This is a genomic window from Altererythrobacter sp. MTPC7 (assembly GCF_042851395.1).
GTDB lineage: Bacteria > Pseudomonadota > Alphaproteobacteria > Sphingomonadales > Sphingomonadaceae > CAJXSN01.
Genome location: NZ_BTGS01000013.1, coordinates 42579 through 69462, shown reverse-complemented (window position 1 = coordinate 69462; position 26884 = coordinate 42579). Strand labels below are relative to the sequence as shown.

The following is a 26884-nucleotide window of genomic DNA, read 5'->3' as shown; positions in this document are numbered from 1 at the left end:
CTATCGCTTGCATTCCGTCGGGACGTCCGGCGCTTCCGATACGGAGCCGCTGCGCAACTGCTCGTACTGCCGCCCGGCGCTGCGCCGCTCTGCCGTATCGAGCACGATGTCCCCGAATTCGTCGGCCATGTCGCTCGCCCAGCCCCACGGCATTTTCCGGCCGACTTCCAGCTCGAGCAGGCAGGTGACGTAAAGGAAGCTCGCATCCGCCGCCCTCTCGCCCAGCGCATCGTCCGACAGCCGCGCGGCCTCGAGCGAAAGCTCTCGCGCTCGCGCCCCGCGCATCTGGATAGCGAGCAGGTCGACATCGTCTGCGTATTGTTTCGCGATGCGACGCCGGACCCGGTCCGGCACGACAACATCGCCGACGATTGCGCGTTCGGCCTGGCTGGCTTCGAAGACCTCCGCAGGCAGCGCCTGAGGGGTCGCCGGCGCCGCGCTGCACGCGGCGCAGATTGCAGAGAGGATACCCGCGCGCCATAGCATCGGAGCGTTTTGCTATGAGCGCGATCGATCGTCAACGCGCAACCACGCCGGTGCCGGGCACTACCCGTATCGCCCGGCGTTGGCCCGTTATGGACAAGACAATATGCATTACTGGCGGGGCCGCCGGTATCGGTCGCGGAACCGCGCTGCACTTCCACGCGAAAGGTTGGCGCGTCTGCGTGCTCGACCTGGATGACGAGGCGCTGGACGAAATGCGCGCTTTGGTGCCGGACGACCGCTTGCTTGCAGTCGGCTGCGACGTCGGTGACGAGAGCGATGTCGGCAATGCGTTCGACAAGCTGACGCATTGGCTGGGTGATGCCCCATTGGCCGCTCTCGTCAACAACGCGGCGCTTGCCGACCCTTATTGCGGCCCTCTCGAGGAGCTGTCGCTGGACGACTGGAACCGCTGGATCGACGCCAGCCTGACCGCAACCTTCCTGTGCAGCCGCGCAGCGATCCCGCTTCTACGGCGGAAACCCGGAGCGAGCATCGTCAACATCTCCTCCACCCGCGCCCTGCAATCGGAACCGGATACCTTCGCCTATGCCGCGTCGAAGGGCGGGGTAAGCGCCCTGACGCATGCTATGGCGGTGTCGCTGGGGCCGGATATTCGCGTGAACGCTGTGCTGCCCGGCTGGATCGAGACCGGACCGTGGCAGAAGGAAAGCGAGCGCTCCGATCCGGAACACAGGGATGTCGACCGCGAGCAGCATCCGGCAGGACGCGTCGGCCGGGTCGAGGACATTGCGGGGGCCATCGACTGGCTTGTTTCCGACGCGGCAGGATTCGTCACCGGGCAGCAGATCGTCGTCGATGGCGGGATGAGCGTGAAGATGATCTACGCGCACTAGCCCATTCCTTGCGCTCGGGCATCGCGCAAAGTCTTGCGTTTCCCGCCAGGTCCGCTATCTGCGCGCTCTTCACCGACACGTGATTCCTCTGCCGGTCTGGCCGTAAGGGCTGCCAGGGCTGGTCAGTACGTGTCTTCTGAACTCGTTATCCGACAGGAGATGAAAATGCCCAAGCTGAAGACCAAGAGCGGTGTGAAGAAACGCTTCAAGATCACCGCGACCGGCAAGATCAAGCACGGCGTCGCTGGCAAGCGTCACCGTCTCATCAGCCACAATGCGAAGTACATCCGCCAGAACCGCGGCACCGAGGTCCTCGCCAAGTGCGACCAGAAGGCCGTGAAGAAATGGGCCCCTTACGGGCTCGACTGAAGCAGGAGTACTGAGACATGCCACGCATCAAACGCGGCGTTACCACGCGCCAGAAGCACAAGCGGCTGCTCGACCAGGCCAAGGGCTATCGCGGTCGCCGCAAGAACACCATCCGCGTCGCGCGCCAGGCGGTCGAAAAGGCCGGCCAGTACGCCTATCGCGACCGCAAGGTTAAGAAGCGCAATTTCCGCGCACTGTGGATCCAGCGCATCAACGCGGCCGTCCGCGCCGAAGGCCTCACCTATTCGCAGTTCATGCACGGGGTGAAGCTGGCCGGGATCGAGCTTGACCGCAAGGTCATGGCCGACCTCGCCATGAATGAAAGCGCTGCATTCGGCGCGATCATCAAGCAGGCGAAGGACGCGCTTCCCGCGTAACGCGCTTGCGCTGCCGGCGGCATCGCCCCGGCCGGAAACAACAAGGCGGCTCTCCCTCGCGGGCGGGCCGCCTTTTTCGTGTCCGCGGCCATCGCGTGAAAGGGCCATGTTACCTTTGCCTTGCGAGCGATTTACGGGTAGCGGCCCAGCCCTATGGAAAGCACGGAATCTCGCCAGCAGGATACCCTGCAAGCAATCGCCGCCAGCGACACGATCGATGCGCTGGAAACGGTGCGCGTGGACGCGCTCGGCAAGAAGGGGTGGGTCAGCGCCCTCCTGAAGACGCTGGGCAAGATGTCGCCCGAGGAACGGCAGGTCGAAGGGCCGAAGATCCAGGGTGTGCGCGCCGCGATTGCCGATGCCATCACCGCCCGCAAGGCGGAACTGGAAGCAGCCGAACTGGAAGCGCGTCTGGCGTCCGAGACGCTGGACCTGACCCTGCCCGCGCCCGCTTCGCCCAAGGGCTCCGTCCACCCGGTCAGCCAGGTGATGGACGAACTGGCGGAGATTTTCGCCGATCTCGGCTTTGCCGTCGCGACAGGTCCGGAGATCGAGGACGACTGGCACAATTTCACCGCCCTCAACATGGCGGAAACGCACCCCGCACGCGCGATGCACGATACGTTCTATTTCCCCGACCACGATGCGATGGAGGCCCCCGCCTCAAGTAGCGAAGCGGTAGGCGAGAAAAGGCGCATGTTGCTCAGGACGCACACATCGCCGGTGCAGATCCGCAGCATGGTGGAACAAGGCGCGCCAATCCGCATCATCGCGCCGGGCCGCGTCTATCGCAGCGACAGCGACGCGACGCACACACCGATGTTCCACCAGGTCGAAGGGCTGGTGATCGACCGCGACATCCATCTCGGACACCTGAAATGGACGCTGGAAACCTTCCTCAAGGCGTTTTTCGAGCGTGACGACATCGTCCTGCGCCTTCGCCCCAGCTACTTCCCCTTCACCGAACCTTCGGTCGAGGTCGATGTCGGCTGGAAGGACGAGAAAGGGCCCAATGGCTCCAGGCGCGTACTCGGCGGCGACGGCGATGCGCCCGGCCATGGCTGGATGGAATTGCTCGGCAGCGGGATGGTCAATGCCCGCGTGCTCGAATTCGCCGGGCTCGACCCCAACGAATGGCAGGGCTTTGCCTTCGGCGTCGGCGTCGACCGGCTCGCCATGCTGAAATACGGGATGGACGATTTGCGCGCCTTCTTCGACGGTGACGGACGCTGGCTGGGCCATTACGGTTTCAGCGCTTTCGACCAGCCGACCCTTTCCGCCGGTGTGGGAGCACGCGCATGAAGTTCTCTCTCGAATGGCTGAAATACTTCCTCGAAACCGATGCGTCGGTGGAGGAGGTCGCTGCCATGCTCAACCGCATCGGTCACGAGGTCGAGGGCATCGACGATCCGGCGCAGAAGCTGGACGGCTTCCGCGTGGCGGAGGTGTTGACCGCCGGTCCGCATCCCGATGCGGACAAGTTGCAGGTGCTCACGGTAGACACCGGCGAAGGCGACCCGCTGCAGGTCGTGTGCGGCGCGCCCAATGCCCGGGCAAGCATGAAGGGCGTGCTGGGCCTGCCCGGCGCGGTAGTTCCGGCCAACGGGATGGAGCTTCGCAAGAGCGCCATTCGCGGGGTCGAGAGCAACGGCATGATGTGCTCGGTCCGCGAACTGGAACTGGGCGATGAGCATGACGGCATCATCGAACTGCCCGCCGATGCGCCGGTCGGACAGGGTTTCGCCGACTATCACGACGCCAGCCCGGTCTTCGACGTGGCCATTACGCCCGACCGCCCGGACTGCATGGGTGTGCAAGGCATTGCACGCGACCTTGCCGCAGCAGGCCTCGGCACGTTCAAGCCGGTCGAGCCATCGGTCATCGAAGGCGCGGTTCCCTGCCCGGTCGAAATCCGAACCGACGATGCAGAGGGCTGCCCTGCCTTTTACGGTCGCGTCATCCGCGGCGTCGACAACAAGGCGGCAACACCCGAATGGATGCGCCGCCGCCTGCTGGCTGCAGGCCAGCGCCCGATTTCGGCGATCGTCGACATCACCAATTACCTGATGCTGGCCTTCGGGCGTCCGGCCCATGCCTACGATCTCGGTAAGCTGAGCGGTCCCGTCGTCGCCCGCCGCGCGAGGGATGGCGAGACGGTCGAGGCGCTGAACGAGAAGACCTACACGCTGGACGACACCATGACCGTGATCGCGGACGACAACGGCGTCCACGACATCGCCGGCATCATGGGCGGTGAAAACTCGGGCGTCACCGAGGCGACAACCGATGTCCTCCTCGAAATCGCCTATTTCGATCCGGCGCGCATCGGCGTGACGGGGCGCAAGCTGGGCCTTGCATCCGATGCCCGTACTCGGTTCGAGCGGGGCGTTGACCCTGCGTTCCTGGACGACGGTCTGGCCATCATGACATCGCTGATCCAGCGCGTGTGCGGCGGCGAGGCGAGCGAGGTCGTGCGGGCCGGTTCGCCCCCAGCGCAGCCGATGACGGTGGCGTTCGAGCCCGACCTCGTGCGCCGGCTCGGCGGCATCGACGTGGGCGAGGAAGAGCAGCTTCGCATCCTCGACGCGCTCGATTTCGAAATCGGCAAGAAGGTCATCGGGGACGGCGCGACCCGCTGGGACGTCACGGTCCCGCTGCGCCGCCACGATGTGGAAGGCCCGGCCGACCTGGTCGAGGAAGTGGTGCGTATCCACGGTATCGACAGCGTGCAGAGCGTCGCCCTGCCGCGGATGGAAGGCGTCGCCCGTCCGACCGCCACCCCGCTGCAGGCGATGGAGCGCAAGCTGCGCCGCGCCGCAGCCGCGCGTGGTCTGGACGAGGCGGTGACCTGGTCCTTCCTGCCCGTGCCGCATGCCGATCACTTCGCTGACGGGAATGCGCTGTGGGTTCTGGAGAACCCGATCAGCGAGGACATGAAGGCCATGCGCCTCTCGCTCGTGCCCGGCCTGCTCGCCGCGGCCAAGCGCAATGCCGATCGCGGGGCTGCCGGTTCGCGCCTGTTCGAGATCGGGCGGCGCTATTTCCGGGCGGCCGACGGCTCCAGCGACGAAAAACCTACGCTGGGCGTGGTTCTTGCCGGCGAGAAAGCCGCGCGTGCTTGGGCGACCGGCAAGGCTTCACCGTTCGACGCCTACGACGCGAAAGCGGAGGCCATGGCGCTGCTGGAAGCGGCGGGCGCGCCGGTCGCAAACCTGATGGTCATGAGCGGAGAAGGCGGTGGGGCGGGCGACCAGTTCCATCCGGGCCAGTCGGCGACCCTGCGACTGGGCCCGAAAAACGTGCTCGCCCGGTTCGGCGCGCTGCATCCCTTGACGCTGAAGGCCTTCGACATCGACGGCCCAGTCGTCGCGGTCGAAATCTTCCTGGATGCGATCCCGGCGAAAAAGGGCTCTGGCGGTTTTGCCCGTCCTGCCTATTCGCCGCCCGCCTTGCAGCCGGTGTCGCGCGACTTCGCGTTCCTCGTGCCGAGCGAGCTTGCAGCGGGCGACCTGCTGCGAGCCGTGCGAGGCGCGGACAAGAAGGCCATCGTCGATGCACGCATTTTCGACGTGTTCGAAGGTCAGGGCGTACCGGAGGGCAAGAAGTCCATCGCGCTGGAAGTAATCATGCAACCGGGCGACAAGAGCTTCACCGAGGAAGAGCTGAAAGCCATCTCCGACCGTGTCGTGGCCGCTGCCGCCAAACAGGGGGCAGAGCTGCGCGGCTGAGCCCGCACGCCGAATCCAATGTCCGATAAAGCCAACTCACGGCGCACCTTCGCCATCATCTCCCATCCCGACGCGGGCAAGACCACGCTGACCGAGAAGCTGCTGCTGACCGGCGGCGCGATCCACCTGGCGGGCGAGGTGAAGGCGCGCGGGGCAGCACGGCGCGCTCGGTCCGACTGGATGAAGATCGAGCAGCAGCGCGGCATTTCCGTCACCTCGTCGGTCATGACGTTCGAGCGTGAAGGGCCGGACGGGGAAACCGTCACTTTCAACTTGCTCGACACGCCGGGCCATGAGGACTTCTCGGAAGACACCTACCGCACGCTGACCGCGGTCGATTCCGCCATCATGGTGATCGACGCGGCCAAGGGTATCGAGCCGCAGACCCGCAAGCTGTTCGAGGTATGCCGCCTGCGCAACGTGCCGATCATCACCTTCGTCAACAAGGTGGACCGCGAAGGCCGCGATCCGTTCGAGACGCTGGACGAGGTGGCCGACATGCTGGCACTGGATGTCAGCCCGCAGACCTGGCCGATCGGCATGGGCGGCGAATTCGAAGGCGTTCTCGACTTCGCGACCGGTCACGTCGCCAGGCCGCAAGGCGACTCGCGCGAGTTCCTGGGCCAGTTCGACGAGGATCCGGAAATTCCCGAGCGCTTTGCCGAACAGGCGGAACTGGCCCAGATCGGTTACCCCGAGTTCGATGCGCAGGCTTACCGCAATGGCGACCTGACCCCGGTCTATTTCGGCAGCGCGCTGAAGAATTTCGGCGTCATCAAGCTGATCGAGGCCATTGCCGAGCATGCGCCGCCCCCGCGCCCGCAGCCGGCCGGAGACGAACGGATCGAGCCCGAGCATGACGAGGTGACCGGCTTCGTGTTCAAGGTTCAGGCCAACATGGACCCCAACCACCGCGACCGCATCGCCTTCATGCGTCAGGTCTCGGGCACGTTCAAACGCGGCATGAAGCTGACGCCGAGCGGCCTCGGCAAGCCGATCGCCATCCATTCCCCGATCCTGTTCTTCGCGCAGGACCGCGAGATTGCGGACACCGCGCTTGCCGGGGACATCATCGGCATTCCCAACCATGGGACGCTGCGCGTGGGCGATACGCTGAGCGAGAAGAACGAGATCCGTTTCACCGGCCTGCCCAATTTCGCGCCCGAAATCCTGCGCAGCGTCCAGCTGAAGGACCCGACCAAGACGAAGCAGTTGCGGAAGGCGCTGGACGACCTGTCGGAAGAAGGCGTCATCCAGGTCTTCTATCCCGAGCTTGGCGCGCAGCATATCGTCGGCGTGGTCGGCCAGCTGCAGCTCGAGGTCCTCGTCTCGCGCCTGTCGGCGGAATACAAGGTGGAAGCGGGGCTTGAAGCCTCGCCCTTCGCCACCGCCCGCTGGGTAAGCGGGGACGAGAAGGCGCTCGCGGAGTTCGAGCGTTTCAACCAGGCAAACCTGGCGAAGGACCGGGACGGCGACCTCGTCTTCATGGCCAAGAGCCCGTGGGACGTGAGCTACCAGCAAGAGAAAAACCCCGACCTCGCCTTCTCGGCCACCAAGGAACGCTGACAGCACCGGTACAGCAGCGGTGACAAGCTGCGGCCCAGCGCCTAGCCTTCTGGCATGGCAGACTTCTTCGATGCGCTGGGCGACGATCACGCCGCGATGATAGCGAGCCAGCCGGTGTTCTTCGTGGCGACCGCTGCGCCTGGCGCACGAATCAATCTGAGCCCCAAGGGGTATGATGCGTTTCGCGTGCTTTCGCCGACACAGGTTGCCTATCTGGACCTTGGCGGCTCGGGTAACGAGACCCATGCGCACCTGTCCGCCGATGGCCGCATCACGGTCATGTTCTGCAATTTCCAGCAGCCTGCGCTGATCCTGCGCATTTATGGCCGGGGAAGGTCGGTGCTGCCGCAGGACGCGGAATGGGACGCGCTCGCCAGCGGGTTCACGTTGCTGCCCGGAACGCGGCAGATCTTCGTTATCGATGTCGAAAGCGTGCAGACGAGCTGCGGCTGGGGTGTCCCCTTCATGGAAATGGAGGGGGAGCGCGCAACGCTGCTCAAGGCCCATGCAAGGCAGGAGCCGGCCGCCTGGATGGAAAAAACGGCCGGCAGGACGAGCAGCATAGACGGCCTGCCAACCCGCGCGACCGACCGGTATATCGCCGGGGCACCGGGCACCCGGCCCGACTGACCGCGCCTTGGAACTGACCTTCGCCAGCTACAACATCCACAAGGCCATGGGTGTGGACCGCAAGCGTGACCCGCTGCGCATCATTGCCGTGCTTCGCGAAATTGACGCCGATATCATCGCCCTGCAGGAAGCGGACCTGCGGTTCGGGGCGCGGACCAGCGTCCTGCCGCGTGCCGCCCTGCAGGATACCGACTGGAGGGTGGTGCACGTCGCCAAGCGCCCGCAAAGCATCGGCTGGCATGGGAATGCCCTGCTGGTGCGCCGCGGCATCGATATCGTGCACGGCGAACCGCTCGATCTTCCGACGCTGGAGCCCCGCGGGGCTGTGTGTGCCGAGCTCGCCTGCGACGGGAAGCGCTTCCGCGTCGCGGGAATGCATCTCGACTTGTCGGGGCTCCGAAGGCGCGAGCAGTTCCATGCGGTGTTGAAGCACCTGGAGGACGCGCGGCCGCGCTGTCCGGAAGTGTTGATGGGCGATTTCAACCAGTGGCAGTCCCAGCGAGGCGCAATTCGCGCCTTTGGCGAGGAATGGCGGGTGCTCGCCCCCGGACCCAGCTTCCCCAGCCGCCGCCCGGTCGCGCGGCTGGACCGGATGGTGGTGTCGGCGTCGTGGGAAGTGGTGTCGCAGGACGTTCACCAATCGGCACTGTCGCACGTCGCATCGGATCACCTGCCGATCTGCGCCAGGCTCCGGCTGCCGTGATTTTAGGCACTGCTTAAAAAGTAAACACTAAATAAGCCGGTAACCGTGCCGGCAGACCACGTTCGGCCCGATGGCGGAGTTTGGCACACCTCTTGCTGCAAGTGCGAAGACCGGGAACGGGCCCGGTCGCAACAGGCACTGTTTCAGACAGGGGGCAGCACATGAAATTCATCATCGCCGTCATCAAGCCGTTCAAGCTCGACGAGGTGCGCGAAGCTCTCGGCGGCATCGGCGTGGCGGGCATGACCGTATCCGAGGTCAAGGGCTTCGGGCGTCAGAAGGGCCAGACGGAAATCTATCGCGGAGCCGAGTACAGCACCAACATGCTGCCCAAGGTGAAGCTGGAAATCGCAGCCAGCGACGATCTGGCGCCCCAGGTCGTGGAAACGATCCAGCAGACCGCCGGCACCGATGCCATCGGCGACGGAAAGATCTTCGTCTTCGACCTCTCCAGCGCCACGCGCATTCGCACCGGTGAAACCGGGGAGACCGCGCTGTGACCTTCTCCATCAACACCAAGGGAGCCGCGACCATGCGTTTCCGTTCGCTCGTTTCCGTTGCCGGTCTTTCCGGCCTGGCAATGGCCACCCCAGTCTTCGCCGCTGTGCCAACTGCGACCGATGCGGCGGCGGAGGCTGCAGCCAGCGCCGTCGGCGGCGGCACGGCCTATATCCTCAACACGCTGCTGTTCCTGATCGGCGGCTTCCTCGTCATGTGGATGGCGGCGGGCTTCGCCATGCTCGAAGCCGGCCTGGTCCGCGCCAAGAATACATCCACGCAGTGCCTCAAGAATATCGGCCTCTATTCGATTGCCGGCCTCATGTTCTGGATCGTGGGTTACAACATCGCCTATCCCGGCTTCGCCGAAGGCTCGCTGGGCCTCTTCGGCATCGGCGGCACGGCCTACGGAATGCAGGGCGTGGGCGAGGCGGACCTCGAGACGGGCTATTCCGTCGCGTCCGACTGGTTCTTCCAGATGGTCTTCTGCGCCACCACGGCCTCGATCGTGTCGGGCACCCTGGCCGAACGCATCAAGATCGTGCCGTTCTTCATCTTCGTGACCGTCCTCACGGCGATCATCTACCCGGTGGTTGTCAGCTGGGAATGGGGCGGCGGCTACCTCGATTCCGTCTGGGGTTTCTCCGATTTCGCCGGTTCCACGCTGGTTCACTCGACCGGTGGCTGGGCTGCGCTCGTCGGCGCCATCATCCTCGGCCCGCGCCTGGGACGTTTCGTCGACGGCAAGATCGCGGTCTTCCCCGGCACGAACATCCCGCTCGCAACGCTGGGTACGTTCATCCTGTGGCTCGGCTGGTTCGGCTTCAACGGCGCATCGCAGCTGGCGATGGGTACGGTCGGCGATGTCAGCGACGTGTCGAAGATCTTCGTCAACACCAACATGGCCGCATGCGGCGGCGTGGTGGCCACGATCATCCTGACGCAGCTTCGCTACAAGAAAGCCGATGTCACCATGGCGCTGAACGGCGCGCTGGCCGGCCTCGTGTCGATCACCGCAGAGCCACTGGCACCGACCGTGGGCCAGTCGATCCTGATCGGCATGATCGGCGGCGTCATCGTGGTGTTCACCATCCCGCTTCTCGACAAGCTGAAGATTGACGACGTCGTCGGCGCCATCCCGGTCCACCTGTTCGCAGGCATCTGGGGCACGCTGGTCGTCGCCTGGACGGGCGATGCGACCTTCATGGGCCAGCTCGTCGGCGTCCTGCTGACCGGTGTCTGGGTCTCGCTGGCCTCGGCCGTGGTCTGGTTCGCCCTCAAGTTCACCATCGGCCTGCGCCCGTCGCCCGAAGTCGAGACCGCCGGTCTGGACATCGCTGAGACCGGTATCGAGGCCTATCCCGAATTCGCTCGGACCACCTGAGCGTAACGAATTGGCGCTGCGGGAGGATCCTCTCCCCCTCCCGCAGCGCCAACCCTTGTTCCTCCTGCGAACAATGACTTTAACGGGCCGGAGCATGACGCTCCGGCCCCTTTTTTTGTGGAGTTTTGGTCTTATGCACTCGCATCCGCAGGCGCGTCCTTAGTGCTAGTTCAATGCTCCGCATCGAGCACCTGCGGGCGGCCGGTCGGCCTTTGTCGGTCGCCTTTCACGACCGAACTCGTCCTTCTCCGGTTGGTGGCAAAAGTATCGGCACCCCAAAGTGACGACAGCGCGTGACTACGCGCCGCCGCTCATGCGGCGAAGCAAGCGGGTCGGACGCCCCGCGCCCGCGGGGCTAGAAAAACACGCGGTCGATCAGCGTTCGGCGTTGATGACGAAGTCCGCGCAGCGCTCGCCGATCATTATACTGGGCGCGTTGGTATTGCCGGAAACGAGGCGCGGCATGATGCTGGCATCGGCGATCCAGAGGCCCTCGACGCCGCGCGCTCTCAAGGCCGTGTCGACGACGGCATCATCGTCCGAACCCATGCGGCAGGTACCGACAGGATGGTAGACCGTGTCGGCGCGGCTCCGGATCAGGTCATCGAGAGCCGCATCATCGTTGAGGTCGACCTCGTGGCGGTCCCGCGGCGCATAGTCCGCAAGCGGTGGTGCGTCCGCGATGCGGTGCGACAGGCGGACCCCTTCGCGCAACGTCGCGATGTCGCGCTCGTCATCCAGGAAGTTCGGGTCGATGCGCGGGGCATCGGCGGCGTCGGCGGAATTCAGCCTGACGGTCCCCCGGCTTTCCGGGCGCAGGACACAGGCATGGAGAGAGAAGCCGTGTCCCTTCACCTTCTCGCGTCCGTGGTCTTCCAGCATGGCCGGCACGAAATGCCACTGGACGTCGGGGGCCGGCGCTTCCGGCATCACGGTCCAGAAGCCGCCGCTCTCGGCATAGGGCGTCGTCATGATGCCCGTGCGCTTGCGGCGATGTTCCACCATCGCCTTCACCATGCGCAGCGATCCTTCCAGGCTGTCGCCGATCGGCACCCGGCTCTCGGTTTCCCAGCTGGAGACGTAATCGATGTGGTCCTGCAGGTCGCTGCCCACGGCAGGTCGGTCGACCCGCACCTCGATCCCGTTCTCCTTCAGGTGATCCGCCGGTCCGATGCCGGACAGCATCAGGATTTGCGGACTGTTAAATGCGCCGGCTGACAGGATCACGCCCTTGCGCGCGGTCAGAAGCGTGCTCCGGCCGCCTCTCTTCACCATGACGCCGGTCACCCGGCCGCCTTCGATCAGCAGGCGCTGTGTCAGCGTACCGGTGCGAATGTCGATGTTGGGCTGGTTACGAACAGGTTCGACGTAAGCGCGCGCGGCGGACCATCGCTCGCCGTGGCGCTGCGTGACCTGGTAAAGACCGAAGCCTGCCTGTTTCTCGCCATTGAAGTCGTCATTGCGGGGCAGCTGCAGCCGCGTCGCGCTCTCGACGAAGGCCTTGCTGGTGGGGTTGGCGTGTTTCTGGTCGGACACGAATAGCGGCCCGCCTTCGCCGTGATAGTCGTCGGCCCCGCGTTCGTTGGCTTCTGCCTTGCGAAACCAGGGCAGCACGTCGTCATAGGACCAGCCATCACAGCCCAGATCGGCCCAATTGTCGTAGTCCCAGCGGTTGCCGCGGATATAGACCATCGCATTGATGGCGCTCGACCCGCCCAGCCCCTTGCCGCGGGGCTGGTAGCCGATCCGGCCGTTCAGGCCTTTCTGGGGAACGGTGTCGTAGCGGTAATTGGTGTTCTTGAGCAGGAACGGCATGAAGCCGGGCGTCTTCACCAGCAGGTTGTTGTTCCGGCCGCCTGCCTCGACAAGGCAGACGCTCCGGGTTCCGTCCACCGCAAGGCGACCGGCCACGGCGGACCCCGCGCTGCCACCACCGACAACGATATAATCATACTGGCTCATGCATTCTCTCCTCGAGAGAAACAGTTACGCAGCTTGAGGAGGCTCTTCAATCGGGTTTTGATCTGCCACCGTGTTTGGCGCGGGCATATGCGGCACGGAACTCTGTTGCCGGGCCAGCCAGCGCTGGCGGATCGTGTCCGACGTTTCGCGGCTGCCGTCATGGCTCCAGCCCGGTTCGCGCAGCAGGTAGGACAGCTTGTGCCGCCAGGGCGCCGCCCGGATGTCCCGGATCATGCCGATCCATTCATGGAACACCGCCCACAGCAGGTTGAAGCTGCCCAGCTGCTTCACGATGCCATAACGAATCCGTTCCTCGTCCGGGCGCTCTTCCTCGAACGTGCCGAACATCCGGTCCCACACGATGAAGACACCGGCATAATTGCGGTCGAGATAGCGCGGGTTGGTCGCATGGTGGACGCGGTGATGGCTGGGCGTGTTCATGACCGCTTCGAACCAGCGCGGCATCCTGCCGATGGCCTCTGTATGGATCCAGAACTGGTAGATCAGGTTGAACCCGCTGCAGATGGCGATCATCAGGGGATGGAAGCCGAGCAGCACCAGCGGCAGGGCGAACAGCAGGCCGAAGGTAAAGGCGCCGGTCCAGCTTTGCCGCAGCGCAGTCGACAGGTTGTAATGCTGGCTGGAGTGATGGTTCACATGGCTCGCCCACATCCACCGGATCCGGTGTCCGGCCCGGTGGACCCAGTAATATTTCAGGTCGTCCAGCACGAAGCTCAACGGCCAGGCCCACCATTCCCAGCCGACGGTGAACAGCCGGTATTCATACGCTGCGAAAAACACAGCGACCGCCAGCCCGCCGAACAGGAGGCCTGCAACCGTGCTGCCGAGCCCGAAGCCGAGGCTGACGAGCGTATCGCGCGGCTCGTATGCATCCGGTCGGCGGAAGCGGGCCCAGACCATCTCGATCAGGACGAGCGCAACGAAGCCGGGAACGGCATAGTCTGTGGGTGAGAAGTCAGGCATCGAAAGGGGACTATAGGGCGTTGATCGCGTCGGCCCAAGCGTGAGCATCTCTCAGTTGCAGCGTGACCGCTCCGAAGCTCCGCTCCCCGCAATCGACCACCAGGCCTTCACTGTCGCCTGCAGGGCTCATTTTCGCGCTGGATGCGGGGCCGAGAATGCGGCTGGCGACATGGCTGCCATGAGGGCGCAGCAGCATTATCCGGCCATCCTCGCCTCGCGCCAGCGCGCCTCGTCCATCGGAATCGATTGCGATGGCGGCGGGCTCGAAACCGTCATGCGCATCGCGTGCCGCTTCTGCGACCTCGGCTTCGGTCAGGAGCCGCTTCTCGGGACCAAGGCCCAGCCAGCGCGCGAGCCACACCAGTAGCAGTATCGCGGCGAGAGAGCCGGCAAACTGTGCAATCAGCGATAGGGTCTCAGCGGGCACGCTTGCTGGAAATGCCTTGGCCGCAGGATCAGCTGCGCGCCTGCCCTGCGAACATGTCCATCGCCGGACGGACAGGCGAGACGTCGTAACCTGCATCGGCGGCGGCGGCGGTCACGGCATCGGGGTCTGCACCCATGCTGGCCCGGGCAAGGGACCACAGCAGGGTCGAACGGGTGCCCGAGCGGCAATAGGCCAGCACCTTGCCCTCTGCTCCGCCCAGTGCCTCGGACATTGCCTTGACCTGCGGCTGGCTGAAGCCGGCGGAGGTGACGGGAATCGCCAGATAATCGATGCCGGCTGCGGCAGCGGCGGATTCGATGTCCGCACCGGCAGGCTGGCCGGGCGATTCGCCGTCCGGACGATTGTTGACGATCAGCGTCACCCCTTGCGCCTTTGCGGCATCGATATCGGCAGGGGTAATCTGCGGGCTGGCCAGGACAGTGTCGGAAAGCTTCCTGAAATCGGTCATCGTGTCGTTCCCGTAGCGGCTGGATATGCCTGCAAATGCGTGAATTCTGCCGTGTCTAGCGAATTGCCCGGGCGGGACAAGCTTCACACATTGCAGCGAGGTCCGGCCTGAATATTTCACATGGGTTGAAGTGAATCCGCAACATATTTCGTCCAGTCCTGTCCCTGCTGTTAATTCGTTCGCATGCAGCGGCGTTATCCGCTACACAGAACGTTGAATAACTGCGTTGACTGGCTGCGGGGATCTCCGTCCGGCCATTTCGATGCGCGAACGGGTTTGCCGATTTTCCGTCCCCGGCAGGCTCTAATTGGTTTGCGGACGGGCGAGTAAGGTACACTACGAGTTATGGGTTACGACAGAGGACGTCGCAAAGGCCGCGACAAGCGGGACAATATCGGCGAAGACAGCTTCGATCCGTTTGGCGGAGGCGGCGATTTCGGCGGTAATCGTGGCGGCGACCGTGGCGGCTATGGCGGCGGTGGCGGTTACGGCGGCGGAGGCGGCGGCTTCGGCGGTGGCGATCGCGGCGGTTACGGCGGCGGTGGTCGCGGCGGCTTCGGCGGCGGCGGCGGACCTCGCGGCGGAGGCGGCGGTGGCGGTGGCGGCGGGTTCAACCGCATGCCGGCCCAGGTAGTCGGAACCGGCAAGGGAACCGTCAAGTTCTTCAACGCCCAGAAAGGCTTCGGCTTCATCCAGCAGGAAGGCGGGGGCGAAGACGTCTTCGTTCACATTTCCGCTGTCGAACGTGCCGGGCTCGAAGGTCTGGGCGAAGGACAGGGGTTGGAATTCAACCTCGTCGATCGCGGTGGCAAGGTATCCGCACAGGACCTGCAGATCGTCGGCGATGTCGTCGAAGTGCAGGGTGGCGGCGCCGGCGCTGGCGCTGATCGCGGCGGTCCGCCCCAGCGCGAGCTGACCGGCGAGAAGGCAACGGGTACGGTCAAGTTCTTCAACTCGATGAAAGGCTTCGGCTTCCTCGTCCGCGACGATGGCCAGCCCGATGCGTTCGTGCATATCAGCGCGGTCGAACGTTCCGGCCTGTCGCAGATCAACGAAGGCGAACGCTACGAGTTCGACCTGGAAGTCGACCGCCGAGGGAAGCACTCGGCAGTGAACCTGGTGCCGGCGCAGGGCTAGTCTCCGGCATTTGATCACTTCCGATGGATGTTTGACCCGTTCGGCCAGGCATCCTATCAAGACCACAAATGGCGGCTCCTTCCGGGGGTCGCCATTCGTGTTTCAGACCCAGTTTTCCATTCGGCTGAGGAGCCTTTTTCCGATGTCCATCACCCCGCTCATGCCCGTCTATCCCCGCTGCGGCGTGCGTCCGGTCCGCGGTGACAATTGCCACCTGATCGACGAGGACGGCACCCGCTATCTCGACTTCGCCAGCGGCATTGCAGTGAACCTCCTTGGCCACAGCCACGAAGGGCTCATCGGCGCGATCAAGGAACAGGCGGAGACGCTGATGCATGTCTCCAACCTCTATGGCAGCCCGCAGGGAGAGGCGTTAGCGCAGCAACTGGTCGACAACACTTTCGCCGACACCGTCTTCTTCACCAATTCCGGGGCAGAGGCGGTCGAGACCGCGATCAAGACCGCGCGTGCCTATCACCAGCATGGCGACCCCGACACGAAGCGCACGGAGATCATCACCTTCACCAATGCCTTCCACGGACGCACGATGGCGACGATCAGCGCCAGCAACCAGGAGAAGATGCATCACGGGTTCAAGCCGCTCCTGCCCGGGTTCGTGTATTGCGAATTCGACAATCTCGACATGGCGAAGAGCCTTGTCAGCGAACGGACGGCCGGTTTCCTGGTGGAGCCGATCCAGGGCGAAGGCGGTATCCGCCCTGCCAGCCAGGAATTCATGGACGGCCTGAAGGTACTGTGTGACGAGCACGACCTCATGCTGGTGCTGGACGAAGTCCAGTGCGGCGTCGCCCGTACCGGCAAGCTTTACGCCCACGAACATTACGGCGTGACGCCCGATATCGTGGCAACGGCGAAGGGCATCGGCGGAGGCTTCCCGCTGGGCGCTTGCCTGGCGACGGAGAAGGCGGCGCGCGGCATGGTGTTCGGCACCCACGGATCTACCTATGGCGGCAATCCGCTGGCGATGGCCGCGGGCAAGGCTGTGATGGACGCGGTGGCGAACGAGGCTTTCCTCGCGGAAGTGACCGAAAAGGGCGAGCGCATCCGCACGAGACTGGAACAGTTCATCGGCAACTATCCCGACCTGTTCGAACTCGTTCGCGGCAAGGGCCTCATGCTGGGGATCAAGATGAAGGTCGAAAGCCGGCCCTTCTTCGTCCACCTGCGGGACAATCACCAGCTCCTTATGGTGGCTGCCGGCGACCAGACCATCCGCGTCCTGCCCCCACTTGTCATCGGCGACGACGAGATCGAGGAATTCTTCGAGAAACTGTCGGCCGGTGCAGCCAGTTACGAGGTTCCTGAAGCAGCATGAGCAAGCGCGATTTTCTCGACCTGTCCGATGCTGGCGGCGATGCCATCGCCGCCATGATCAACGACGCACAGGACCGCAAGCTGGCCCGGCGCGACTGGGCAAAGGGCAAGCCCGACGCCGACGCCCCGCTTGCGGGACGCGTACTGGCCATGATCTTCGAGAAAAGCTCGACACGCACCCGGGTCAGTTTCGACATGGCCATGCGCCAGCTCGGCGGATCGGCCATGGTCATGGAATCGGGCAGCATGCAGCTCGGCCGCGGGGAAAGCATCGCCGACACCGCGCGCGTTCTGAGCCGAATGGTCGATGCTATCATGATCCGGACCGACGATCATGCCAAGATCGAGGAACTGGCGGCCAATGCCAGCATCCCGGTCATCAACGGCCTGACCGATCGCAGCCATCCCTGCCAGATCGTGGCCGATCTGCTGACGATGATCGAGCATGGCAAGGCGTTGCCGGGCCTCGAAGTGGCTTGGCTGGGCGATGGCAATAACGTCCTCCACTCGATATTGGAGGCGGCCGGGCTGATGAAATTCAATGTCCGTATCGGATGCCCCGCAGGATACGAGCCGGAGGAGGAGTTCGTGTCCATGGCCCGCGCCGGTGGGGCCCGCGTCGACATCGTGCAGGACGCGGCGCAGGCCGCCAGCGGCGCCGATGTCGTCATTACCGACACATGGGTTTCGATGGGGCAGGAGCATGCAGAGGCGAAGCTGGCGGCAATGCAGCCCTTCCAGGTCGACACGGCCCTGATGGGGCATGCGAAGCCGGACGCCCTGTTCCTCCACTGCCTTCCGGCGCATCCCGGCGAGGAAGTGACGAGCGAGGTCATCGAAGGGCCGCAGTCGGCCGTGTTCGACGAGGCGGAAAACCGAATCCACGCCCAGAAATCCGTGTTGCGCTGGGCGTTCGGCCAGCTCTGACGCCGGCGCTCCATGCACCGGGGTGGCGATGCCGGGCATCGTCCCCATATCGGCCGCATGGACACAATCACGGAAACATATTCGGACACGCTTCTCGGCTTCAGCCTGCCGGAGCGTGACGCACGCGGTCGCGCCGTCAGGCTCGACGATGTCGCCGACCTTATTCTCTCGGCCCACGCCTATCCGCGCCCTGTCGCAAAACTGCTCGAAGAGGCACTTGTCCTCGCTGCGCTGATCGGCGGCGCGATCGACAAGGGCGAGGGGCAGATGACGTTGCAGGCCCAGTCGAAGGGCGGCGCGGTTACGCTGCTCGTCTGCGATTACAAGGGCGGCCAGCTCAGGGGTTATGCCGATTTCGACGAGGACGCCGTAGCGGCGCTGCCCCCGCGTCCCGACCTGCAAGCTTTGTTCGGAGAGGGCCACCTGGCCATCACATTCGATATGAATGACGAGCGGGGCCGGTACCAGGGGATCGTCCCGCTGGAGGGGCCCTCACTGACCTCGGCCTGCCAGCACTATTTCATTCAGTCGGAACAGGTGCCCACCATAATCCGCACCGCGGTCAGCATGGAAGCGGACGGGGCACGTGCCGGCGGCCTGCTGATCCAGCACCTGCCCGATGGCGAGGAAGGGCGCGAGCGCCTGCATGTCCGGCTCGACAATCCGCATTGGGAGCATGTCTCCATCCTGGGCGGCAGCGTGCAGGCGGACGAACTGCTCGACCCGGACCTCTCCATGGAAGCGATCGTCTGGCGGTTGTTTCACGAGGAAAAGGAGGTGCGCGTCCTGAAAGGCGCGAAAGTCTCGCGTGGCTGCCGATGCTCGGTCGAGCACTACGAAGCGGTTATCGCCCGCTTCCCCGAAAACGAACAGGCCCAGATGCGCGACGACGATGGTAACATCCTGGTTGATTGCGCCTTCTGCTCGAAGGTTTTCACGCTCGGTTCCTAGAGACGAGATGCGCCGCTTTTTGCTTGGGGCGCGGTGCCGCATCCGCTAGCCGGAGGCGATGAACGGGAACACGGATACCACGGAAAAGGCGGCGGTCGTCCTGCTTTCGGGCGGGCTCGATTCGATGGTGACGGCAGCGATTGCGCAGGAGCACGGCTTCCGCATTCATGCCCTCACCGTCGATTACGGGCAGCGTCATGCGCGAGAATTGCAGTCCGCGCGCGGCATCGCAGAGAAGCTCGGCGTGGTGCGTCACAGCGAGATTGCGCTCGACCTCCGCAGTTTCGGCGGCTCTGCCCTGACCGACGACATCGACGTTCCGAAGGATGGCGTGGGCTCCGACATACCCGTTACCTACGTTCCGGCGCGCAACCTTGTTTTCCTCGCCCTGACTACCGCCTTTGCCGAGGCAAGCGGGGCGACGGACATCTTCATCGGCGTGAATGCGCTGGATTATTCGGGCTATCCCGACTGCCGCCCCGAGTTCATCGCCAGCTTCGCTGAGACCGCCCGCCTGGGGACGAAGGCAGGGATCGAGGGCCAGCCTTTCAACATCCATGCCCCGCTGCAGCACATGACGAAGGCGGACATCGCCCGCGAGACCGACCGCCTCGGCCTCGATCCGGCGTGGAGCTGGTCGTGCTACGATCCGCTGCCGGATGGCCGGGCGTGCGGAGAATGCGACAGTTGCCGGCTGCGCCTGAAAGGTTTTGAAGAAGCCGGGCTTGTGGATGGAACGGTTTACGGCAACAAGGACTGACAGGCGATCCCGCAAAGGGAAGCCTTTTCTGGGAGATGAGATTTGACAGCGGATTCCGCGCAGGCTGCCAAGACCGATCCGGCGTTCGATCCCGATGGGAAGGTGCCCGCCTATAGCTGGTATGCACTCAGCATCCTGGTGATCGTCTACGTTCTCAATTTCGTGGACCGCAATATCATTTCGATCCTGGCAGAGGACATCAAGGCCGACCTGGGTCTGCGCGATGACCAGATCGGCTTTCTCTACGGGACCGCGTTTGGCGTCTTCTATGCCCTGTTCGGCATCCCCTTGGGGAAACTGGCGGATAATTGGCACCGCGTGCGCCTGATGACGGCCGGCCTGTTCATCTGGTCCGCCTTCACCGCACTTTCCGGTTTCGCGAAGAATTTCACCACTCTGAGTGTGGCCCGCATCGGCGTCGGCGTGGGCGAGGCCACGGCGAGCCCCAGTGCCTATTCGCTGATTTCCGACTGGTTTCCCAAGAAGATGCGCGCCACGGCGCTCGCGATCTATTCGTCGGGACTGTATATCGGCGGCGGTATCTCGCTGCTGATCGGCGGCGCCATCGTCGAAACATGGAACGAGAGCTATCCGGTCAATGCCCCGCTCGGGCTGGCCGGCTGGCAGGCAGCCTTCATCGCGGTAGGCCTTCCGGGTATCCTCCTCGCCTGCTTGGTCTTCACGCTGAAGGAACCGCTTCGCGGCCAGAGCGAGGGGATCATCACCCCGCCTGCGAAAGACCCGTTCCGCGGGTTCGGACGCGAACTGATTGCAGTCATTCCCCCGTTCACGCTGATCGGCGCGGCACAGGGCGGGATGCGCGGCATCCTGATCAATCTTGCCGGCGCAGCCGTGATCGGCGCGGTGGCCTACTGGCTGGCCGTGGCGACGGGGAACTTCCAGCAATGGGGTGCCGTCGGCATCGGCTATTACGCGATCTTCTCCTGGGCCTCGACGCTGAAGCGCCGGGACGAGCCTACCTTCCGCCTGATCTGGGGAACCCCTGCATTCCTGACGACGATCCTTGGCTACGGCATGGTCGCCTTCATGTCCTATGCGGCCACTTTCTGGGCGGCGCCTTATGCCATCCGGATCCTGGAGGAAGCACCGTCCACCGCCGGGTGGTGGATCGGCGGGCCCGGTGCGCTTGGCGGTTTCCTTGGCGTCATTCTCGGCGGCCGGATGGCCGATTACCTGCGGCAGATAAACCCTGCAGGCCGACTGTTGGTGGTTGGCTTCGGACTGGTGGGCGCAGCGCCCTTCCTGTTCCTGATGTTCACCACGGAAACGCCGACGGTTTTCTATATTGCAGCCTTCCTGCAATCGCTGTTCGGCAGTTCGGCACTAGGCGGTGCAGCGGCGACGACGCAGGACCTGGTGCTGCCGCGCATGCGAGGCACCGCAACCGCGACATTCTTCCTGGCGACGACGCTCGTCGGCCTTGCCCTTGGTCCCTATATGGCGGGGCAGGTGTCGACGATGACCGGCAGCCTTTCGACCGGGGGCCTCAGCCTTCTGGTCGCGGTGCCTGTCGGGCTTGTGCTGTTGATCGTGGCCTATCGCACAGTCCCTACTGCCGAGCGGACCGTACTGGAAAGGGCAAGGGCAGCTGGCGAGGACGTCTGAACGTCCTGCGCCTCCTGACGCCAGCGATACTCAGCTGCGCGACAGGACCCCGCAGGCGATCCGCGGACCGGCATTGCCCGAAGGATCGGTCGTTCCGTCGTCCGGGTCGGCGTGGATCATGACCGCCGTTCCGTCGCTGTCGAACAGGTAACGCTCGATATCCGCGCGGCTGCCGCGCAGGTCCACCGTAGTTGTTACGGTTCCTGACGCCGGCACCATGAGGTTGGGGAGGTCGCCGAGGTGACTTCCGTCGGCGTCTTCAAGGCCGTGTCCTTCATTCGTGGGATTGAGGTGGCCACCTGCCGACTGGAAGTCCGGGCGTTCGCATTTGCCGGTCGTGTGAAGATGGAAGCCATGCTCGCCCGCCGGAATACCGGTGGCAGCAATTGCTAGCGATACGGTATCACCCGATGCGACGAGCTGGGCGGTGCCCGCCGGAACCCCGTTTGCCAGCGTCATGCGCGCGCTGCCGATGCGTTCGGTAGGAAGGTCGTAGACCGACTGGCATCCCGCGATAGCAAGGACGCTGGCAGCAAGTGCGAGGGCGGAAGGAATGCGCATGTGGGGTCTCCGAATTAGGTAACTCTCGACCACCCAACGAAAAAGGGGCCGGATCGCTCCGGCCCCTCTTCATTTTTTCGCTTGTCGCGAAACTTACATGCCAGATCCCGGACCGTAAGTGATTTCGACGCGACGGTTCTGCAGTTCGCGGACACCATCGGCAGTCGGGACGCGCGGCTGCGATTCGCCGAAGGCTTCGCTGCTGATGCGTGCACCCGGGACACCGCGGCCCGTGAGGTACTGACGGACAGAGTCGTTACGACGCTCGGCCAGGCCGATGTTGTACTGGACGCTGCCCGAACGGTCGGTGTGACCTGCGAGCATGACCGAAGCCGTACCACAGTTCGCGTAAGCCGAAACCGCATTGTTGAGAATGGTCGACGCTGCCGGCGTGATGTCCGACTGATCCCAGTCGAAGAACACGATGTACGGACCCGTGTTGCATTCCACGACCGGCGGAGGCGGCGGAGGCGGCGGAGGCGGCGGCGGGGGAGGCGGCGGGGGAGGCGGCGGCGGGGGCGGCGGCGGTGCTGCCGGTTCGCCGAAGTTGATTGCCAGCGTACCCAGGATCGAGTGCGAACGGAAGCGACCGTCGTTCTGACGACCGGCGCTGTCGATGATCGACACGTCGGGCTGCGTCAGCATGCGATACTTCAGGCCGACATCGATGGTTTCCGTCAGCGGAGCGCGCACACCAGCGAGAAGCTGGTAGGCAAAGCCGGTGTCGGAATCGTCGAAACCGTCGGGCAGAGCCGTATTGACCGTCGCGCCGATGTCGGTGCGTGCAACGCCGACACCGCCGCCGACGAATGCCTGCAGGCCGTCATCGGGACCGAAATCGGCCAGGCCGTTGATCATGAAGCTGAGGTTGCTGGTATCGCCGTTGGCAGGAAAGATGCCGTTGCGAGCCAGGCCAACCGGGCCACCGGCGGGGAAGCCGTCGGCCCCTGCGGTAATGCCTTCGATGTCGGCTTCGCGATAGCTGACTTCCGCTTCGAGGCGTGCGCCACCGAAGTCGTAACCGACGATACCGCCGAAGTCGAAGCCTTCGTCGTGACCGATTGCAAGGTCACCGGCCACACCGTTGATGTCGAGATCGATGTCTTCGACGACTGCAACGCCGCCATCGAGTTCGACGTACCAGGCATCTTCGCGGGCATGGGCCGGCACGGTGAGTGCCGTCGATGCCATCGCCATGCCTATGACGAGTTTCCGCATTATAAAATTCCCCTTTATCTAGCGAAATGGAGCCACCAAGAGGCCCCTCATCTAACTTTTCAACAGAGGTGAAGCAAGCAAACATCAGCGTCAAACTGTTGCAAGAATGCCGCGTTTTGCGGTCCAGCCTTACAAAACGCCTGATTCCTCCGCGTTGAACGTCGCTAACGGGGCTGGCGGGGGGAAGTTCCCGTCCTTTCGCGAGAATTCTTCGTGTCGCGGATTCGACCGATTTTCAGGCAATTCCCGCATTCCGCAAGGCTTCGACGAGACCGGCAATGGCAGCCCTGGCCTCGCTGTCCTGCGTTGCGCCGCCGGCGGGAAGTTCGGGCAGTGATGGTGTCTGCCAGTCGCCATCATGAAAGAGCGTCGCTCCGGCAGACCGGTCGTAGCAACGAAGGCCGTCCACGGGCTGCACGAAAACCCAGTCGCCACCCGACCAGCTGGCAAGAGCGCTCGCGTGCCCTTCCCATGCACCGGACGCGCCGGCGTCGACCAGCCATGATTTCCCTTCTGCCGGAGAGGATGGCGGAACGCTGCGCCGTTCCTCGATCACGGGGTGTAGCAGAGATGCCACGCGGTACAGCGCTTCGTTGACGGTGGTTTCCTTCTGCGATTGCCCTGCAAGCATAGCCGTGCTGAGGCCCGCGCAGTGCATCGGGCTCGGCCACGGAATAGAGCGTGGCCCGCGCGCCATTGCCCCAGGTCAGGCGGCGCAGGGACGGTTCGAAAAGCGGCATGCGGCCGGGCGGGGAGATGTTCAGCAAACCGCTTTCCCCCTCCACCATGACTGCGCGAACCTCAGCGATCGACGATCCGACGAGGGCGATACGGGCGTCGGGGTCCCGCTTGGCCACCAGCCGCACCCATTCCGCCCCGCAGCGCGTCTTGCCGAAGCCGCGCCCGGCGCAGATCAGCCAGGTCCGCCAGTCGCCTTCCGGCGCGGTCTGGCCGGGCCGTGCCCATAGCCGCCAGTGGCGGCGCAGCTCATCGCGCTCGGCCTCGCTCAAGGTAGCAAGAGCGGCGAAGCGCTCTTCCGGAGCCTGCCGCAACAGGTGGCGAAGCCGCGCGCGGCGGCTCTTCTCCATGTCCATTTGCGTCAGGATTTCGCAGGCATCGCTGCGCCGGACGCCGATGGGCGGCTGCGCAGGAGCGCGCGGGCTTGCAATTCGCGGCGACGCATCTGGTCGAGCTTGCGGTCGATTTCGGCGAGGATCGCGTCCTCGTCGCGATTGGCATCCATGGCCCGCTGGCGCGAGACGCTGTCGCGGTGGGCCGCCAGCAGGCGCAGGGCCACGGCATTGTCGAACTTGCGCCGTGCCTTCTTCGTGGTGCCGCCCGACAATTCCCCTTCGCGCAGACGCTGGAGCAGTTCCAGCTCGAGCTGGTCGTAGCCTTGGGCCAGTGCGGCAAGCCAGGCGCGGGAAAACTCGGCATCCTTCGCACGCGTCTTGTAGGCGTGGCCGACGCTGGTTCCGGCCTTCTTCGCCGCTGCGGACACGTTCGACGTCTCGGCCAGGATTTGGAGGAAACGTTTCTGCCAGCGCGGGGCGGCCCGCCGCCTGGCCCGTGCAGGCACGGCCACGGGCGTGCCCGGCACAGCTGCCGGAGCATTGCTCGTCATGATGGTGTTCCTGAATGTCTGGAAGCGATTTGACCTGCGAACCGGTTGGAGCAGGAGGCGCTCCGTAGCCGACTCGGTCTATCGCGATGTTCCAGTTGTCTAGGCCAATAGCGTTACGATGTCAAGAAAAAAGAACCAAATAGGTTCGCCACCCTTCATCCCAACGCGATTGCACCCCCGTCTCCACTGGCCTAAGCGCCGCAAGGCCTTTCAAGGGACCGATTTTCAGGGGCGGGACACGGCGATGCTGCGCGGATTATACGACTGGACGATGGACAAGGCGGCGCACCCCCATGCGGTGTGGTGGCTGGCCTTCTTCTGCTTCATCGAAGCGAGCTTCTTCCCCATCCCGCCGCATCCGCTGCTGGGGCTGATGTGCCTGGCGGAACCGAAGAAGGCGATTCGTTTCGGCCTGATCGCGACCGGTGCGTCGGTTCTGGGGGGCCTCTTCGGCTATGCCATCGGGGCCTTCGCCTTCGACCTTGTCGGCATTCCGCTGATGAACGCCATCGGCCTCGGCGACAGCCTTCCGCAGGCGCAGTGCACCTTCGACGAATACGGTGTGGCCGCCGTCATCATCGCGGCGGCAACCCCGGTTCCGTTCAAGCTGCTGACCATCACCGCAGGTTTCCTCGGCATGGCCATCGTGCCGTTCCTGCTGGCTAGCATCGCGGGCCGCGCGCTGATCTTCCTGACCGTCGGCATCCTGTTCCGGGCCTTCGGTGCCCCGATCAAGCGGGTGATCGACAAGTATCTGGGCACGGTCACGACCGTCTTCGTTGTCCTGGTGGTGGGCGGCATTCTCGCCATCACGCAGCTCGGGGGCGGGGAAGGCGAGGAAGCGGACGCCTGCGCCACCGCCCAACAGGCCACCGTCCAGCAGGATGCAGCGGCGGCCTAGACGCCTTCGTCTTCGAGCCGTTCCAGATCCGCGACCTCGACCTTGCCATAGCAGCGGCGAATCGCGCCCTGGCGTTCCAGGTCGCGCAGGACGGACGCGGCGGTGGCCCGGGTCACCCCCGCCAGTCCCGCAACCTCGGCCTGCGTGATGACGATCGCGCTTTGCCCCGAATGACGGGCCGCATTGGCGATGACCGACGCGATCCGGTTGCGCGCCGAACCGCCGCGAAAGCCCGCGAGATAGCCGAGCATTTCCTGCAGTTCGAGCGCCATGGCACCCAGCAGGTCGCGCAGGATCGCCGGGTCTTGCGAAATCGCCTGCTCGTACCGCCACCCGTCGATCCAGAGCAGTTCCGACGGCACGCGGGCCACGGCATCGGTTACCCGGCGGCTTTTTCCCATCAAGGCCAGCTCGCCATAGGAATCGCCCTCTCCGAGGGTCGCGATCGAGCGGAATTCCCCGTTCGAGCGAAACATGCCCAATTGCACGGCCCCGCTCTCGATCAACCAGAATCCGGACGCTCCGTCCCCGACCTGCTGGATCAGCGAACCGGTGGGAAACAGGCGCCGGACCGCCTGCTGTTTCAGCCGACCCTGGAGCGATTCGGGCAACCGGCTGAACAGGGTCGGGGCCTGCACCGTGCGCGATGTGCCGTTGCGGCTTTTGAAATGACGGGTATTTGACATTTCTCCGGGCTTTAGCTTGCTAACACCGCTGTCAGCAAGAGCGCCGCCGGTTTGGGCAAGCATTCTGGCGAAGCGCCGCGCGCGCGGCCTGTCGATGTATGGGGGTATATCGACAGGCCACGCTTGCTGCGGCCTTGCGAAAAAGATGGGAGAGAAGGCGACCGCCAAGAGTCGCTGCACGTGCCCTTCGGGTCGCCGGGGCGGGACGGGTAGCAAGGCCGGTCCCGCCCCGTTTAGCGTAGAAAATCAGCCTTCGAAGGCGGTTTCCAGCGTGATCTCGCAATCGAGCAGCTTGGAAATAGGGCAATTTGCCTTTGCGTCGGCGGCCAGTTCCTCGAACTTCGCCTGCTCCAGCCCGGGAACCGATCCCTTCGTGCTGAGAGCCGATTTCGAGACCTTGAAGCCGTCATCCACCTTTTCCAGCGTGACGACCGCATCGGTTCCGACCGTGCCGTCCTCGTGCCCGGCCTCTGCCAGCTTGAACGACAGGGCCATGGTGAAGCAGCTGGCATGGGCCGCCGCGATCAGTTCTTCCGGATTGGTCCCGGCCTTGTCCTCGAACCGGGTCTGGAAGCCGTAGGGCTGGTCCGACAGCGCGCCCGATCCGGTGGACACGTGGCCCTTGCCGCCCTTGCCGAGGCCTTCATATTTCGCGGCGCCTGTATTCGTCGTCTTCATCGTTAGTCTCCTTTGCGGGAGAGACGGATGAGACGGCGGGCCG

The 26884-nt window shown here is 64.5% G+C and carries 28 protein-coding genes and 1 pseudogene; 17 read left to right on the top strand and 12 right to left on the bottom strand.

Features of this window, described 5'->3' with window-relative positions; genetic code table 11:
• Complete coding sequence (locus tag ACGHJ7_RS11910; RefSeq protein WP_390477884.1) at positions 1-486, bottom strand: hypothetical protein; 486 nt, start codon at positions 484-486, stop codon at positions 1-3.
• 89 nt (positions 487-575) lie between these two features.
• On the opposite strand from ACGHJ7_RS11910, the gene ACGHJ7_RS11905 reads away from it, so the two are divergent.
• The 10 genes from ACGHJ7_RS11905 to ACGHJ7_RS11860 all read left to right on the top strand — a co-directional run bounded on the left by ACGHJ7_RS11905 (position 576) and on the right by ACGHJ7_RS11860 (position 10595).
• The gene (locus ACGHJ7_RS11905) at positions 576-1340 is read left to right on the top strand and encodes an SDR family NAD(P)-dependent oxidoreductase (RefSeq protein ID WP_390477881.1); all 765 of its coding nucleotides are present in this window, start codon (positions 576-578) and stop codon (positions 1338-1340) included.
• Positions 1341-1505: 165 nt separating this feature from the next.
• Positions 1506-1709 carry a 50S ribosomal protein L35 gene (rpmI, locus tag ACGHJ7_RS11900; protein WP_390477878.1) on the top strand — a complete coding sequence of 68 codons (204 nt, stop codon included), beginning with the start codon at positions 1506-1508 and terminating at the stop codon, positions 1707-1709.
• 17 nt (positions 1710-1726) lie between these two features.
• Positions 1727-2086 (top strand): 50S ribosomal protein L20, encoded by a 360-nt coding sequence (gene rplT, locus ACGHJ7_RS11895; RefSeq protein WP_390477875.1) that lies wholly within the window; start codon positions 1727-1729, stop codon positions 2084-2086.
• Between the two features lie 153 nt (positions 2087-2239).
• Positions 2240-3388, top strand: coding sequence for a phenylalanine--tRNA ligase subunit alpha (pheS, locus tag ACGHJ7_RS11890; protein ID WP_390477872.1), 1149 nt, complete (start codon positions 2240-2242; stop codon positions 3386-3388).
• Positions 3385-5814: a phenylalanine--tRNA ligase subunit beta gene (gene pheT, locus ACGHJ7_RS11885; RefSeq protein ID WP_390477869.1), complete on the top strand. Its 2430-nt coding sequence runs from the start codon at positions 3385-3387 to the stop codon at positions 5812-5814. Before pheS ends, pheT begins: the two co-directional genes overlap by 4 nt.
• An 18-nt stretch (positions 5815-5832) precedes the next feature.
• The gene (locus ACGHJ7_RS11880; protein ID WP_390477866.1) at positions 5833-7380 is read left to right on the top strand and encodes a peptide chain release factor 3; all 1548 of its coding nucleotides are present in this window, start codon (positions 5833-5835) and stop codon (positions 7378-7380) included.
• 54 nt (positions 7381-7434) lie between these two features.
• The gene (locus ACGHJ7_RS11875; protein WP_390477864.1) at positions 7435-8010 is read left to right on the top strand and encodes a pyridoxamine 5'-phosphate oxidase family protein; all 576 of its coding nucleotides are present in this window, start codon (positions 7435-7437) and stop codon (positions 8008-8010) included.
• Between the two features lie 7 nt (positions 8011-8017).
• Entirely contained in the window at positions 8018-8713 is a 696-nt protein-coding gene (locus ACGHJ7_RS11870) for an endonuclease/exonuclease/phosphatase family protein (RefSeq protein WP_390477862.1), read from the top strand.
• Positions 8714-8874: 161 nt separating this feature from the next.
• Positions 8875-9213, top strand: coding sequence for a P-II family nitrogen regulator (locus ACGHJ7_RS11865; protein ID WP_390477859.1), 339 nt, complete (start codon positions 8875-8877; stop codon positions 9211-9213).
• Positions 9210-10595: an ammonium transporter gene (locus ACGHJ7_RS11860; RefSeq protein ID WP_390477858.1), complete on the top strand. Its 1386-nt coding sequence runs from the start codon at positions 9210-9212 to the stop codon at positions 10593-10595. The genes ACGHJ7_RS11865 and ACGHJ7_RS11860 overlap by 4 nt, the downstream gene beginning before the upstream one ends.
• A 375-nt stretch (positions 10596-10970) precedes the next feature.
• Here the strand turns inward: ACGHJ7_RS11860 and ACGHJ7_RS11855 are convergent, their stop codons facing one another.
• The 4 genes from ACGHJ7_RS11855 to ACGHJ7_RS11840 are packed head-to-tail and all read right to left on the bottom strand — an operon-like array spanning position 10971 to position 14437.
• The gene (locus ACGHJ7_RS11855; protein WP_390477855.1) at positions 10971-12557 is read right to left on the bottom strand and encodes a GMC family oxidoreductase; all 1587 of its coding nucleotides are present in this window, start codon (positions 12555-12557) and stop codon (positions 10971-10973) included.
• A gap of 24 nt (positions 12558-12581) precedes the next feature.
• Complete coding sequence (locus tag ACGHJ7_RS11850; RefSeq protein WP_390477853.1) at positions 12582-13541, bottom strand: sterol desaturase family protein; 960 nt, start codon at positions 13539-13541, stop codon at positions 12582-12584.
• Positions 13542-13551: 10 nt separating this feature from the next.
• Positions 13552-13968 carry a hypothetical protein gene (locus tag ACGHJ7_RS11845; protein WP_390477849.1) on the bottom strand — a complete coding sequence of 139 codons (417 nt, stop codon included), beginning with the start codon at positions 13966-13968 and terminating at the stop codon, positions 13552-13554.
• A gap of 28 nt (positions 13969-13996) precedes the next feature.
• The gene (locus ACGHJ7_RS11840) at positions 13997-14437 is read right to left on the bottom strand and encodes a TIGR01244 family sulfur transferase (protein WP_390477847.1); all 441 of its coding nucleotides are present in this window, start codon (positions 14435-14437) and stop codon (positions 13997-13999) included.
• 345 nt (positions 14438-14782) lie between these two features.
• Here ACGHJ7_RS11840 and ACGHJ7_RS11835 point away from each other — a divergent pair, with 345 nt between their 5' ends.
• The 6 genes from ACGHJ7_RS11835 (at position 14783) to ACGHJ7_RS11810 (ending at position 21173) form a co-directional block, all read left to right on the top strand.
• Positions 14783-15574 (top strand): cold-shock protein, encoded by a 792-nt coding sequence (locus tag ACGHJ7_RS11835; protein ID WP_390477844.1) that lies wholly within the window; start codon positions 14783-14785, stop codon positions 15572-15574.
• A 142-nt stretch (positions 15575-15716) separates the two neighbouring features.
• Positions 15717-16910, top strand: coding sequence for an aspartate aminotransferase family protein (locus ACGHJ7_RS11830; RefSeq protein WP_390477841.1), 1194 nt, complete (start codon positions 15717-15719; stop codon positions 16908-16910).
• Positions 16907-17836, top strand: a complete 930-nt coding sequence (gene argF, locus ACGHJ7_RS11825; RefSeq protein WP_390477838.1) for an ornithine carbamoyltransferase — start codon at positions 16907-16909, stop codon at positions 17834-17836. Before ACGHJ7_RS11830 ends, argF begins: the two co-directional genes overlap by 4 nt.
• A 57-nt stretch (positions 17837-17893) precedes the next feature.
• Entirely contained in the window at positions 17894-18787 is an 894-nt protein-coding gene (locus tag ACGHJ7_RS11820) for an Hsp33 family molecular chaperone HslO (RefSeq protein ID WP_390477835.1), read from the top strand.
• Positions 18788-18845: 58 nt separating this feature from the next.
• Positions 18846-19547 (top strand): 7-cyano-7-deazaguanine synthase QueC, encoded by a 702-nt coding sequence (gene queC / locus ACGHJ7_RS11815; RefSeq protein ID WP_390477832.1) that lies wholly within the window; start codon positions 18846-18848, stop codon positions 19545-19547.
• Between the two features lie 42 nt (positions 19548-19589).
• Positions 19590-21173, top strand: coding sequence for a spinster family MFS transporter (locus ACGHJ7_RS11810; RefSeq protein ID WP_390477829.1), 1584 nt, complete (start codon positions 19590-19592; stop codon positions 21171-21173).
• 30 nt (positions 21174-21203) lie between these two features.
• Here the strand turns inward: ACGHJ7_RS11810 and ACGHJ7_RS11805 are convergent, their stop codons facing one another.
• The 5 genes and pseudogenes from ACGHJ7_RS11805 to ACGHJ7_RS11785 form a co-directional block, all read right to left on the bottom strand.
• Positions 21204-21734, bottom strand: a complete 531-nt coding sequence (locus ACGHJ7_RS11805; RefSeq protein ID WP_390477826.1) for a superoxide dismutase family protein — start codon at positions 21732-21734, stop codon at positions 21204-21206.
• Positions 21735-21827: 93 nt separating this feature from the next.
• Complete coding sequence (locus ACGHJ7_RS11800; RefSeq protein ID WP_390477824.1) at positions 21828-22952, bottom strand: OmpA family protein; 1125 nt, start codon at positions 22950-22952, stop codon at positions 21828-21830.
• A 235-nt stretch (positions 22953-23187) separates the two neighbouring features.
• Positions 23188-23583, bottom strand: coding sequence for a DUF2793 domain-containing protein (locus ACGHJ7_RS11795; RefSeq protein WP_390477945.1), 396 nt, complete (start codon positions 23581-23583; stop codon positions 23188-23190).
• Between the two features lie 61 nt (positions 23584-23644).
• Positions 23645-24040: pseudogene (locus ACGHJ7_RS11790) on the bottom strand (ATP-binding protein); the annotation flags it as partial.
• A gap of 11 nt (positions 24041-24051) precedes the next feature.
• Complete coding sequence (locus ACGHJ7_RS11785) at positions 24052-24576, bottom strand: hypothetical protein (protein ID WP_390477821.1); 525 nt, start codon at positions 24574-24576, stop codon at positions 24052-24054.
• A gap of 244 nt (positions 24577-24820) precedes the next feature.
• On the opposite strand from ACGHJ7_RS11785, the gene ACGHJ7_RS11780 reads away from it, so the two are divergent.
• A complete protein-coding gene (locus ACGHJ7_RS11780; RefSeq protein ID WP_390477818.1) occupies positions 24821-25477 on the top strand; it encodes a YqaA family protein in 657 nt (218 codons plus the stop codon).
• Here the strand turns inward: ACGHJ7_RS11780 and ACGHJ7_RS11775 are convergent.
• A complete protein-coding gene (locus tag ACGHJ7_RS11775) occupies positions 25474-26163 on the bottom strand; it encodes a Crp/Fnr family transcriptional regulator (RefSeq protein ID WP_390477816.1) in 690 nt (229 codons plus the stop codon). The genes ACGHJ7_RS11780 and ACGHJ7_RS11775 overlap by 4 nt on opposite strands.
• Positions 26164-26409: 246 nt before the next feature.
• A complete protein-coding gene (locus tag ACGHJ7_RS11770; RefSeq protein WP_390477814.1) occupies positions 26410-26841 on the bottom strand; it encodes an OsmC family protein in 432 nt (143 codons plus the stop codon).
• Between the last annotated feature and the right edge of the window lie 43 nt (positions 26842-26884).